Genomic DNA, 12682 nt, shown 5'->3' on the forward strand with positions numbered 1-12682 from the left:
TAGTCCCAAAAGGCACGCCTTCAGGTTCACTGGCGGCAATGGCCTACTTATCTTGCGCTAGCCCCCTCCGGCTAAGCCCCTGGATTTGATGCGGGGAAGCTTCGCGTCCCCACATCAAATCCAGGGGCTAACACTATAAAAGCGACCATCGGCTACACAACTACTGAGTGCCACCGAATTCCACTCCACGCCAAAGCAAGGAACTGGCGCAATCTCCAACGCTTTGCGGCTATTGACAGCCACCCCAACGACCATTAGAACGAAGCTTCCAAGCGCTGCAGTTGGCAGCACCCCAGGTGACCCGAACCTTAAAGGTCACGCCGCTCCTGCGGTGGTTCAGCCGCAAGTACGATTCGCGTCCGGCAGCTCGTACGGTCACTACCCATGTGATGGATGCTAACTCAATATCGTTGCCCCTGCGGTAACCACCCTACCCATCTGCTCAGCAGCAGCCTATCCGCTTGGCCATTTCACGTGCGCCAACCTGCGCCCGTCTCTTTCACTGGAAAGAGACGGGCGCTCCTGACACTGCTGCAGCCCTGATCGCACATGGCTCAACGGCAATTCCCCTCATGACAATCGGCGTGACAAACGCCGATGCCACCAGCCACAGCCATGTAGATGATGGTGCCGCAGACCAAGGAATGGACTGCAGCTGACTGACAGTCAGCCATGCCCCGGTCATCGCATTGCTGCTTGCACATGGCTCAGGATCTCGCGGCGCTGGTCTCGTCAACCAATGCAGCCTCCACCCGCCCACCGGTAACGGTGTTCAGGAGGCCAGATCATGAGATGCCCTTGCTCCCGGACGTAAGGAGCCGCCAGTCCCGCGTTAGAGGACATCCTCACAGGTCGCAGGGGCCTTGATCCCTGATAACACTCAACATCCTTGGCGGGATGACGTGGGGCGAGGGTCTGAGAACGAACGATGAGGTGACCGACATGGCAATAGTGAGTAGGCACGACGGTCGAAATTTTGGTTACGGCAGGCAGTTGAGCTACGCAGGGCTGCAGGCGCTGAAAGCCATGTTCGGCGGTGGTCATTACGGCACGGTCAAGGCGCACTGTGATCGGTGGCTGGCATTCGTGAAGTGGTGCCGCTCCGAACACGGGCCCGGTATCAATGATGCGCGGCAGATTGATCGAAGTGTGTTGGCCGCCTATGCGACGTATCTGCGCGACGTGGTTCGGCGCGGCGACCTCGCCGTCAGCACTGCACAAAACCGGCTATCCAGCGTGAACAGGACCATGGCGGCGCTGCGCGGTGATCAGTACGTGAGGCTGCTAAGTCCGAGCAAAGCGCTGGGTATGCAGCGCACCGGGGTTCGACATTCAGTGCCTCAGGGCCAAGACCGCGAACAGGTTAAGCAGATCGTCGATGCGCTCTGCAGCCAAAATCAGTTCCGGGCCGCCGCGATCGTACTGTTGGCGCGAGCGACCGGTATGCGCTTACGTGAGGCTATTCTGGCTGACCTGCCACGACTAAGCCGTGAGGCTAACGCCCAAGGCAGGATTAACATTCAGGATGGCACCAAAGGCGGCCGCGCCGGCGCCTCGGCGCCACGATGGATTGCGGTGGACGGCCAAGTTCGAGATGCACTTAAGTTTACACGGCAGATTTCGCCTGCAGGTAGCCGCAACCTGCTTGCGTCACACGAAAGCTACTCGAGTCTTCTCCTACAAATCATCCGCCCTGCGCGGGACATCCTGCATGCCCACAATCTCAAAGGCTTCCATGAGCTACGAGCGGCATACGCTTGTGAGCGCTATGAGCAAATCACCCGACACAGCGCGCCTATCAATGGCGGCCACTGTTACCAGGTAGATCGGAGCCTTGATCGTGAGGCTCGGAAGCAAATCGGCTATGAGTTGGGGCACGGTCGGATCGATGTGGTCGCTGCCTACATTGGAGGGCGGCTATGAGTAAACCATTCGATATGGAGTTGTTCTTGGCTGGTGTGCTGACCGGATCTAATGCAACCCGGCAACGTCACTTACGACAAGCAAAACTCATCCATGCTGAAATATATGATCGCTGGCAACTAGAGACGCCTTGGGCTTGGCAGAGAAAGCATGTGGCTTGGTTTCTTGAGCACCGCCTAGCTGGGCGATGCGAGCTGACCCGCTATTACTATCTGCTGACCGTAAGGCTGCTTGCTAGCCGCTTGAAAAAATCCTGGACATTCGTTTCCCAAGCGAAGACCTAATTTTGATAGTCAAGACCGACCAAATTCGATCCATGACCGCCATCCTCGGATGGCAACTACCAGCGATAAGCAGCCCTTATTCGTTACCCCGAAACGCCACCTCGCCGACCATGCCAATCAAACGCGAAGTTTGGCTACGAGGCTGCGAATGTGCTTTTGTGGTTTGCAGCCACCGTAGAACGCTTTAAGCCACCGCGACCTGGCCATTCATCAGCATGGGCAGCAGCCAGTCGCGGAGTTGTGTGAGGTATTGATTCTCCATACTTCGCTTAAAAACCATTTGGTTATACTTCGTCACGACTTTGTCATATTCAGTGAGTAGTTTATTTTGAGGATAAGCCAGCGGCAATGAATACAGATCATCCTTGGTTATAGAGCCAAATGTGGTTCCCTCACTATTTCTTCTATCGAAAATCGTTTTGAAATATTTCATGGCATAAAATAGGAAGCCATCAAAACCATCCTTGCTATTCAACGCAGCCAACCCACGCCCGATGCAACAGTCTAGGTGCGCAATATTCATATCACCGACTGGGGCACGAACACTGAGCAATATATCGCCGCTTTTTGCCATACGGGTAGGTTGAGTTGTGTACTGGCGCACCGTCGGAAACTGCCAGCCAAAATCGGTAGACCCTTGAAAGAACTCCACCCCCTCTTCGGAATCATTCAGGGACTCTCCAACTGGAGACTGTCCCATGGTTATATTTGCAATCTGACTTAACTGTCTATCCTCCCATCCATCTGGAATTTCTCGTTTCAGCGTGACATTGTAACGCATCTTGCCACCGGCGGACTTGTAGGGTTTTCCGTTAGCGTCGGGAAAGTCAAACTGCACAAACCAGTAGTCGTACAGAGTCTTAGCCATCATTTCCAGTTGGGCGTTGATACGATTATTACAGTCAATCTTAGCGTCCAAGGCGGAGAGGACCGCAGCGATTTTTTTCTGCTCTGCTGCGGGCGGCGTCGGAATCCGAAGATTTCTAATTGATGCAAGAGACAGATTTTTGATAGTTGAGCCAGTAGCAACGTTCCAAATCTGCCGTTGAATGTGCCCTAACTGCAAGTAGTAGTAAAGAAAATCAACGTCTATTTTTGAGCACTTAATGTAAGCCACGCTTTTGCCAAGAATGACAGATTCCCCGCGGTATTTTGCCAAGCTACCGAGGGTGCCATTGATGGATAGAAACAAAGTATTCTCGTCGAACTCAATGAAATATTTTTCAAATTCAGAGCGATTTACTTTTTTCGTCTGCGGAAATATCCTAATAAAACCTTGTTTTAAATTATTGCCATTAATGAACGGATACTCCGAGTTCTCAACGTATCTGGGCGTTCCATGAACCCCATCCCCAATCCGAGAACAAAGGGAGTTTAAACTGGATTCTGGCCAAGAAGGTTTACTCATACCGCAACCCCGCCAACTGCTTCTTAATTTCCTGTTTCAGACCCGCCGACTCGTTAAATAGATCATCCAGATTGTCAGCAAAACCCTGTAGCTTTGCGGCGAACTGTGCCGGGGTCAAGTCGGCATACTCAATCTTCACCTCAAAATACTGCCCGGCACTCAGGGAATAGTTTTTGGCAGCAATGAGGCCGTAGCTAACCACCACCGAGAAATCGTCGACCGCTTCTTTGCCATTAAAGGTAGCAATTATGCGGTCTTCCTCTGCCTCCGAAAGTAGGGTCTTCTGATTCTTTCCATCCTTAACTTTAGTGCCAAGGCCGGAGGCGTCAAGTAGCACTACATCCTCTTTATTAGCTGCGTCGATAAACAAGATGGAAACATTGGTACCGGTGGTGGCAAAAATATTACTGGGCATGGAGACCACACCGGCCAGCATTCTGTTATCCACAAGATGCTGCCTGATAGCCCTGTCGATGCCACTTTGTGCCGTGATAAAGCCGGTGGGCACTACCACGGCGGCTTTGCCCCCTGGTTTAAGCGAATGAATAATGTGCTGCAGAAAAAGTTGATAGATAGCCATTTTGTCGACGGCCTGTTTAGGGATATTCGGCACCCCAGCGAAAAAGCGTCCCTGATGTTCCTTGCTGTCCAGCTCATTACGAAAATCACTGAAGTCCATCTTGAACGGTGGATTGCTGACAATGTAATCGAATTTTTTAAGCGCCTTACCCTCCCGATGGTAGGGGTGGGCCATGGTGTTGCCCTGGATGACGTTGGGGATGGAGTGCACTAGATTATTGAGGACCAAGTTCAAGCGCAGCAGGCTGGATGACTTTTGCGAGATATCCTGCGAATAGATACTGCAGCGCTGCTCGCCGATGGCATGGGCGATGTTCATCAATAGGGTGCCGGAGCCGGCGGAAGGGTCGTAGCAGCTCACGTTCCTGATTTTGCCGCGCACACTCTCTGGTACCAATATGGCGGCCATGATCTTCGCCACCGCATGGGGGGTGTAGTACTCGGCGTACTTACCGCCGCTATCATTGTTGTAATCTTTGATCAGATACTCGAAAAGCGCAGCGTAAAAGTCGTACTTCTGGGTGAAGATGCGCTCGAAGCTGAACTCCACCAGCTTGTTGATCAGTGCGCGGCAAAAATTGTCACGCTTGGACGGGTCGGAGATGTATTCGCTGACACGATCAAACAACGTGACCTTGGCACCACCATCTGTTTTCACTGCGAAGATGTCATTGTTGGTAATGGCGATGTCACGCAGGGTGTCGTCAAACAGCTTAGCGAACTCAGGCTCATTCTGCTGGCGGAAGAGATGAGCGAGAAAGTGCTCAGGCTTCAATCGTGGGGTGTCTGGCCCCAATTGCAATTGCAGCATTTCCAACTCATCAGCACTAAGACTGGCTATGGCCTGCTCCCAAGTGAGGGCTTGGCTCAGCTCGGGACGAATTTTTTTTGCTTCGTAAGTGAACTTGTCGTTGAGAAATTTGTAGAGAAAAACCTGGGTTATGATCTTGAATTCATTACCATCGTTGCCCAGACCATAGTCTGCGCAAGTTTTTTTAAGACTGTCAATGAGGCGGCGAGTGCGTTGCTCAAATTCCTGCGTTACCACGTGGGTGTTCCTATTCGAGTGCCTGAGGCAAATTCATTGATGTATTCGGCCACCACCAATTGGTTGATGGTGCGAGAAGCGCCTGGAGTGAGCTGAATTTTCTGGCGACCTTGAAACTCGCCAATCACCAGCGGCATCATCATCCCTTCAAAGTAGCTTTCGTTGTTCACTAGCTGAGTGTTCTGCAACACCTGTTCGTCGGCCTGCTGTTTCACTCCGGAAAGCGCCTCAAACAGACGGCGTTCCGTTTTAGTGAGGCCGCCGCGCTCTTGCAGACGCTTGTGGATACGGGTGTATTTTGCGTCACCTTGGTACTTGGCGCGCAGCTGATTATTCTGCCGATTGAGCTCTTTGACCTGTTCGTGAATCGCGTTGAGTGCGCCGATGTTGGCAGTCATTTCCTCCTGACTGACCTCGCTGAGTTTCTTTTTCTTGAACAATCGCTCCAGCTCTTCTCTGAGCGTAATGAACTTGGGATCTTGCTGGTCGAAATTGTCGACCAGAGCTTCACGGGTCTGACGCAAGGTGTTCTTGAGTTTGTCAGCCAGTACCAGCTCTTCTTCCCGGATCTTGGAGAACATGAACAGCACATCTTCCAGCGCCACGTTGAGCAGGTTGGCGGTATCGGAACTGGATTCGATGCTCTCTTTCAGGTTGAGCATATCGAGGTGGTTGCAGGTTTCGCGGTAAAGCTGGTTGAGCTTCTGGAAATCAAGCTGCTGCAGGTGTGCGTAGTCGCCCTGCAGGCGAATCAGGTTATAAAGGATCCGGGCGTCGGCCAGTGCCTTCTTGAGCGCCAGCACCGTAGCGCGATCCTGAATTTGGATGATCTGCCGCGAGAACTCCTCGGCGTTCTCGATGTTGAAGCTAAAAAGGATGTCCTTGATCTGTTCGATTTCCTCGGCGATTTCTTCAGCGGATTTAAACAGATTGGAGTAGTGCTCGACCTCGTCGCCCAACTCGGCCTGCAGCTCGTCGAAATAGGCCTTGTTAGTGGCGTCGAACTCCTTGCGGATGTCGGCGAAATCGACCACGTAGCCGTAGCGGAAATCCTTGTAAGTACGATTGACACGTGTGAGCGCCTGCAGCAAATTGTGCGAACGGATCACTCGACCTAGGTAGAGCTTTTTCAGGCGCTTGGCATCGAAGCCGGTGAGCAGCATGTTGTAGACGAATAGCAGGTCGATGTTGCCTGCCTTGAAGTCTTCCACCCATTGCTTACGCTCTTCCTTACTCCCTACGTCATGCAGGATCAGTGCGGCAGTCTTGACGCGATTTTCCTGCAGTCTGCGAGCGGCGTAGCTACCGGGCGGCGCGGCGGTGATCAAGGCTTGCGAGGATTCCTTTAGGTTGGAGCTGGGCTGGCCCTGCTTGGCGTGAACGTCGTTGAATATCTCGAACATCTGCCGGGCCTGTTCGGCGCTGTCGCAGATCACCATACCGCCGATGCTGGCGTCGGCCAGCGCACCGCGGCTCTTTTCGAAATCACGCACGATATATTCGAGCATAGGCTCGACGAACTTCGGGTGAGAGTAGACAAGCTTGCGTTCAATATCACCCTGTTTCAGTTCTACAGCAGCCAGCGCCTCCTGAAGCACCAGTTTGTAGTTGGTGGCAATTTCTTCACGGATCAGTCGCAGGGTGTAGCCGTCTGCGATAGATGCGTTGTAGTAGTACTTGTGGATGTAGTCACCGAACAAGGCCCGGGAATTGCGATCATCACCTAACAAGGGGGTGCCGGTAAGGCCAATCTTGATGGCGCTGCGGTCTGATTGGCTGAGGTTAGCGAGGAAACTGCCCTGCGGGTTGTAGCTGCGGTGCACCTCATCAAGGAAGTAGACGCGCTGGATGTTGACGTCGTAATCCTCGATACGCACCGCGTCCGGGTCATCCTGGAATTTCTGGATGTTGACCACGGTGATCTCTGACCTGCCGCTGTGGTTGTGCAACACCTGCGTGGCCTTGATATCGCGAGCGAAGGCTTCACGACTGTCGATGCTGTGTACGATCAGCCCGCGCCCGGAAAACTCGCGCTGGGCCTGGGTGAGCAGATCGAGCCGGTCGACGATGAAATAGAACTTGGGAATAATGCCCTGACGCTGAAAATATTCCGTCAGAAAGCGGGTGTTGTAGTAAGCAAGCGCGGTCTTGCCACTTCCCTGAGTGTGCCAAATGATGCCATTGCGTACGCCAGCGTCGAGCTTCTTCTCGATGGCCTTAGTGGCGAAAAGCTGCGGGTATCGCATGACATGCTTTTGCAGGCCGTCGGCCTCGTTCACATAGACGAGCGAAAAACGCAACAGAAATGCCAAGCGTTGACGGCTGAACAGCGATGTGCAGATACGGTTGGTCGGCGCGTCGGGATCCTTGTTGCTGAGAAACTCCGGACTGTGTTTGATAACGTTGAGATTATTGTCGCGCAGCACTGTGTTCTCGATGTCGTCATCTTCTGCAGCCAGCAACTCGGCCAGATTCAACGCTTCCTCTTCACGGAAGTAGTTGAAGATTGGCGAGTCATACGAAGGGCTGGCATAGAAGGCGCCTTCGATTGGCTGCGGCGAGCCGTCTTCATACTCCATGTTGTTGGAGAAAACCATCAACTGGGTAATGTTAATGAAACGACGGAAGCGCAGATTGCGGCAGCGCTTGATGATGCGGTTGCGCTCGGACAGCACGCCTTCGCGGTTGTTAGGCTTCTTGACCTCGAGGAAGGCCAGCGGCATGCCATTTATAAGCAGGGTGATGTCGGGCCGGAACGCATCATCACCATTTCGGTATGGCAGCTCGGTCACAACGTGGAAGCTGTTGTTGTCGAAGTTTTCGAAGTCAATCAGACGGGGGCCAGAGCGCGCGGTGAGCCTATTGAAGAAGGCCTGACCGAGGTCCTCGTAATCTAACAAGAGCTTGGCTTCGGCCAGCAGCCGGTCGATGTCATCTGCCTCCACTTCAGGGTTGATTCTGGCCAAAGAAGAACAAAAAAGCGCCGGAAAGATATTGGTTTGCTCATCCCATGAGGCGTCTTTCAGGGAGAGGTAGCTGTATCCTAGGCGAATCATGTGCAAGATGCAGGGGATCTTGACTCGCGAATCTTCACTGAAAACCATTAGAAGTGCTCATCCTTATGCAGTGCGCTAATTGTGTTGCGGTGCGGTTTCGGAGGCATCATCCGCCCCACCAGCGCGTACCCACTCATCCACCTCGGAGAGCTGGAACTTCCAGAGTCTGCCAATGCGATGGGCCGGCATGCCCCGCCGCTCACGCCAGCGATAGACCGTATCTTTGGCCACCCCCAAATGAAGGGAGACCTGCTCAGCAGTAACCCAAGGTTCGGTGCTCATAGACCAGCCTAACACTTCCATAGTCGCTTTAAATCGGCTGAAGTCTACCAGCACGAGCTTCACTCGCAAAGGTCTGGACCCCAGCAGTCACCTATGCTTCGTATTAGCGGAGCGCGCACAAGGCGGTCGTAAGATTGAATGCAAACGGGTAGTTCAGCTAAATGAGATTTCTCGAGGAATGCCAAATGGTATTCCAAGCTAAAACTACAGTTCTAAATTAATTTTTTTATCAAAAGCTTGCGCAATTGGTTCAGATCACCCCGGCCCAAATGATCAAATAAAGACGTCCACGGACGTCTTTTTTTGTGCCTGTAATTCCTCAAACACAAGCGAGCCGAATACAAAAGTTGCCGGATCGAGCACGCCCCCTCGCCCGGCTGCGAATTATTCGCTGTCCAGTTGCCTTACCTGATACACCTGCCTGATGCTAGCACCCATGCTGTTCTCCACCATCAGCCGCCCCAGCCTAACCCGCTCGATGAGCACCATTCAGATACCCAGTCTTCGAACTGCCCGAGCACCATCCGAGAGGTCAGGAGAGATCACTGACACGCCGTAACGATCAACGGATCTAAAACGCCCCCACCCGCACCAAGGACCATCGATGTTCAAACCACAAACCCCTCTGGCCCGAATGAAAGCAGTTGCCAGCGGCTTGCTCCTGATCGCCGCCTGCCTTTACATCACCGCGCTAGAGCTCACCCAAATCTACCCGACCTTCGCCGGTTACCTAAAAGCCTTCTCCGAGGCGGCCATGGTCGGTGCGATTGCTGACTGGTTCGCCGTCACGGCGCTGTTCCGCCGTCCTTTGGGCCTGCCGATCCCTCATACGGCGATCATCCCGCGCAACAAGGCTCGGATCGGGGCAAACCTGGGTGATTTCATCTGCACGCACTTTCTGTCCCGTGAGCAGGTGCTGGCGAAGGTCAGTGAGTTCGATGCGGCCAGGCGTGTGTCGCAGTGGTTGTCTGTTCCTGCTAACGCGACGCAACTGTCCGGTTTGGCGGTGAGTCTGGCGGGGCATGGAGTGGGGGCTTTGCGGGATGAGCGGGTGCGGCAGTTTGTGCGGGGGACGGCGTTGGCTCGGCTTGAGCAGGTGGATCTGGCGCGTATGAGTGGGCAGTTGCTGGAGGTGCTGACCGATGACGGCCGGGCTCAGGAGGTGCTGGAGGGCGTCCTCGACAAGGTGGACGCCATGATGCAGAGCGAGGCGACGCAACAGCGGATTGCGCAGATGATCGCGGCGGAGCTGGATGTGTTGCGGTTCAGCGTGTTCGGCAAGGAGTTTTCGTTCAGTGGCATGGCGGGTAACTGGAGTTCGGACAAGCTGGTCAGGAAGATTTCCACGGTCATCAGTGAGGTGAACGCGGACCCCGAGCATGAGTTGCGCAAGGCTTTCGATGAGCAACTGCACACGTTGATCGAGAAGCTGAAAGAGGACCCGGCGTTTCGCCTGCGCGCCAGTCAACTGCGGGCGCAGTTGGTTCAGCATCCAGCGCTTCATGGTTATCTGACGGGGCTGGTCGACGATCTGGTCAACTGGCTCGAAACCGATATCCGCAGCGACGACTCCACCCTTCGCCTGCATCTGAACAGCGGAGTGTTGAAGCTGGGCGAAGCCTTGCGCGAGGCCCCGGCGATGCGTAGCTGGATCAACGAGCAATTGCTCATCGCGGCCGGCCCGATGGTTGAACGCTATCGCGCGCAGATCGGCAACTACATCGCCGAACGCATCGACGCCTGGAACGAGCACGAGTTGGTCGAGCAACTGGAGGCTCAGGTCGGCAAAGATCTGCAGTTCATCCGGATCAACGGCACGCTGGTGGGCGGCCTTGCAGGGTTGATGATCCATGGCGGGACGCAGTTGCTGGCAGGAGTTTGATCGGTTGATTCCGGGCGATCGAGCGGCTAACTCAAGGACTCAACTTTATTGGATCCAGGCCGAAACACTCTTTTAGACACTCTTTCCTAAACGCACAGGGACGTTGCGCATGCCGCGCTTTTCGGTCAACCCACGCCACACCGGCTGACGCCGCACCGCCAACACTCGAACAACACAACACATCGAAGAGAGCACCATGGCAGACCAATCTTTTGAAAAGAACTACTCGGACGACTCGTTCTGGGACAAGGTCAAGAACTACGCGAAATCCGCCGGCGAAGCGGCTCTGGAACCTGCGTTGAAGATGTACTACGCCGCCACCGACGCAGACACCCCGACCTGGGCCAAGACCACCATCTACGGCGCGCTGGGTTACTTCATCTCGCCTATCGACGTGATTCCGGACCTGACGCCAATCGTGGGCTACACCGACGACATCGGCGTGCTGTGCGCAGCATTGGCTGCGACGGCGAGCCATATCAAGGATGAGCATGTGACGCGGGCGAAGGAAACGCTGAGGCAGTGGTTTTCTTGATTGGCCTGCAGGGGCTCACTTGAACCGGCGAGGCTATCGCAATCTATCCTCGGCGTGGCTAGAAGGCGCTGACTAGAGCATCCGGCAAAGCTGTTGGACCACGCTGCAAAGTATGCGGCCATATGACATCATTGGCCTTGCCCTGAATTTTAGCGGCGCACAGGAGCGCTGCCTGGACAGTGATGCATGCGACAGGAGACGCAGTTGATGGATCGAACACAAAGGGTCGAGGGTTTTGAGGCGGAATACGCGCAGCTCGCCAGCCAGCGCGGTGATACCGCTCCGGCCAAGCCGCGCATCGCCGCCTGGGGTCTTGTTAAGGCGGGAAAAAGCTCTTTGCTCAACATGTTGAGCGGGCACGCCAGCGATGAGCATTTCAAGACGGGGGATACCCGCACCACCCGCACCAATCAGGCCCTTGAGCTTGATGATTACGTACTGATCGATACGCCGGGCCTGGGCTTTGATGCAAGTGACACTCAGCAGGCCAACGAGGGGCTCGACAGCGCTGATGTCGTGCTTTTCGTTCACGCGCCACCGGGCGAGCTGGACGAGGAAGAAGTGGCCCTGCTCGATCAGCTGCGCGAGACCTATGGTGACGATGTCGGCGAGCGCGTGGTGCTGGTAATAAGCCAACTGGACAAACTCCAGGACGCCGATCTGACTGACGTCAGACAGACCATCGAGCGTCAGGCTCTGATTCATCTCGGTGCCATGCCCGAGTGCTTCGTTATCTCCAACACTCGCTTCAAAAGCGGAGTTGAGAAGGACAAGGAAGGGTTGCGCAGCAAAAGCGGGATTCCGCAACTGACGGAACATCTGCAGGCCCTATCGAAAAGCCTCACCCGCTCGCTGGAAGAAGCACGACAAAAACGCCTGGCGCGCCGGGCACTTGATCTCTGCCAGCGTATCGACCTGGCGATGGAACAGGAGATCAAGCTGATCGAGCAGATCACCGAGCCATACGTAGTGAAGGCCAAAGCGTTCGTCGAACTCATCGACGGTGCCCGTCAGACGTTCAGGACCCACACGTCAGACATGCAGAAAGCCCGCAAAAAACTCGAGAGCCTTTAAGTAAGGAGACTTGCAATGCCTCTACCCTGGTTGATCGGCGCCGCAGCAGTCGCTGCCGTAGCCGCCATTGCCAAAGCTGTTTCCGATGACAGCCCCTCCTCTTCCAGCAGCACGACGACCCACGACGATAGTCACCGGCGCAAGCAGGAGGAGGAAGCCAAACGCCAGCGTGAACGCGATAACCTCAAGGCCCGAGTTGGGTCGCTTGCTGGGGAGCGCCGTGAACAGCTCAAGACCGGACTCAGAGCGGCGGCGACGACACTGGCGGCAACATCGGACAAGCACAATCCGGTTTCCGAAGGCTTGAGCAAGATGACCAGGCTCACGCTAGAAGGTGTGACGGGCGATCAGCTTGAACAACGTATCCGCAGCACCGCGTCTTCTACGTCCGGTTACGGCAAGACCGTCAAAGCCATCCTCCAGGCGTCACCGGCTCTGGAAGGCGAACAGGTCGTGAACTTCATGCAAGGGATGAATCTGCTTGAAACCGTGACCGCGCCCGCCGATGCCTCTGCCAGCGACCTTGCAGCACTGGCCAAGGCACAGGCCGCCCAGCAACGCATCGAGCGGCTACAGCAGCTCAAACGTCAACTTCTAGCCCAGGCGTAAAC

General features: G+C 54.8%; 10 protein-coding genes. 6 read left to right on the top strand and 4 right to left on the bottom strand.

Annotated features, from left to right (window positions below; translation table 11 throughout):
- Positions 1–942 precede the first annotated feature (942 nt).
- Both ACIPO9_RS15300 and ACIPO9_RS15305 read left to right on the top strand, forming a co-directional pair.
- The gene (locus ACIPO9_RS15300) at positions 943–1923 is read left to right on the top strand and encodes an integrase domain-containing protein (protein ID WP_400782132.1); all 981 of its coding nucleotides are present in this window, start codon (positions 943–945) and stop codon (positions 1921–1923) included.
- Positions 1920–2207 (top strand): hypothetical protein, encoded by a 288-nt coding sequence (locus ACIPO9_RS15305; RefSeq protein ID WP_400781825.1) that lies wholly within the window; start codon positions 1920–1922, stop codon positions 2205–2207. Before ACIPO9_RS15300 ends, ACIPO9_RS15305 begins: the two co-directional genes overlap by 4 nt.
- Positions 2208–2391: 184 nt before the next feature.
- Here the strand turns inward: ACIPO9_RS15305 and ACIPO9_RS15310 are convergent, their stop codons facing one another.
- The 4 genes from ACIPO9_RS15310 to ACIPO9_RS15325 are packed head-to-tail and all read right to left on the bottom strand — an operon-like array spanning position 2392 to position 8580.
- Positions 2392–3615 (bottom strand): restriction endonuclease subunit S, encoded by a 1224-nt coding sequence (locus ACIPO9_RS15310; RefSeq protein WP_400781827.1) that lies wholly within the window; start codon positions 3613–3615, stop codon positions 2392–2394.
- Positions 3608–5242 carry a class I SAM-dependent DNA methyltransferase gene (locus tag ACIPO9_RS15315; protein ID WP_400781830.1) on the bottom strand — a complete coding sequence of 545 codons (1635 nt, stop codon included), beginning with the start codon at positions 5240–5242 and terminating at the stop codon, positions 3608–3610. Before ACIPO9_RS15315 ends, ACIPO9_RS15310 begins: the two co-directional genes overlap by 8 nt.
- Positions 5236–8346 carry a type I restriction endonuclease subunit R gene (locus ACIPO9_RS15320; protein ID WP_400781832.1) on the bottom strand — a complete coding sequence of 1037 codons (3111 nt, stop codon included), beginning with the start codon at positions 8344–8346 and terminating at the stop codon, positions 5236–5238. The genes ACIPO9_RS15315 and ACIPO9_RS15320 overlap by 7 nt, the downstream gene beginning before the upstream one ends.
- 27 nt (positions 8347–8373) lie before the next feature.
- Positions 8374–8580 (bottom strand): helix-turn-helix domain-containing protein, encoded by a 207-nt coding sequence (locus ACIPO9_RS15325; RefSeq protein ID WP_400781834.1) that lies wholly within the window; start codon positions 8578–8580, stop codon positions 8374–8376.
- A 604-nt stretch (positions 8581–9184) separates the two neighbouring features.
- On the opposite strand from ACIPO9_RS15325, the gene ACIPO9_RS15330 reads away from it, so the two are divergent.
- The 4 genes from ACIPO9_RS15330 (at position 9185) to ACIPO9_RS15345 (ending at position 12680) form a co-directional block, all read left to right on the top strand.
- The gene (locus ACIPO9_RS15330; protein WP_400781837.1) at positions 9185–10462 is read left to right on the top strand and encodes a DUF445 domain-containing protein; all 1278 of its coding nucleotides are present in this window, start codon (positions 9185–9187) and stop codon (positions 10460–10462) included.
- Between the two features lie 196 nt (positions 10463–10658).
- A complete protein-coding gene (locus ACIPO9_RS15335; RefSeq protein WP_400781840.1) occupies positions 10659–10997 on the top strand; it encodes a YkvA family protein in 339 nt (112 codons plus the stop codon).
- 207 nt (positions 10998–11204) lie between these two features.
- The gene (locus ACIPO9_RS15340; RefSeq protein ID WP_400605267.1) at positions 11205–12071 is read left to right on the top strand and encodes a GTPase; all 867 of its coding nucleotides are present in this window, start codon (positions 11205–11207) and stop codon (positions 12069–12071) included.
- 15 nt (positions 12072–12086) lie between these two features.
- Positions 12087–12680, top strand: a complete 594-nt coding sequence (locus tag ACIPO9_RS15345; RefSeq protein WP_400605269.1) for a hypothetical protein — start codon at positions 12087–12089, stop codon at positions 12678–12680.
- Positions 12681–12682 lie beyond the last annotated feature (2 nt).

This window comes from Pseudomonas sp. NPDC090203, from assembly GCF_044746765.1.
In the GTDB taxonomy this organism is placed as follows: Bacteria; Pseudomonadota; Gammaproteobacteria; order Pseudomonadales; family Pseudomonadaceae; genus Aquipseudomonas; species Aquipseudomonas putida_AD.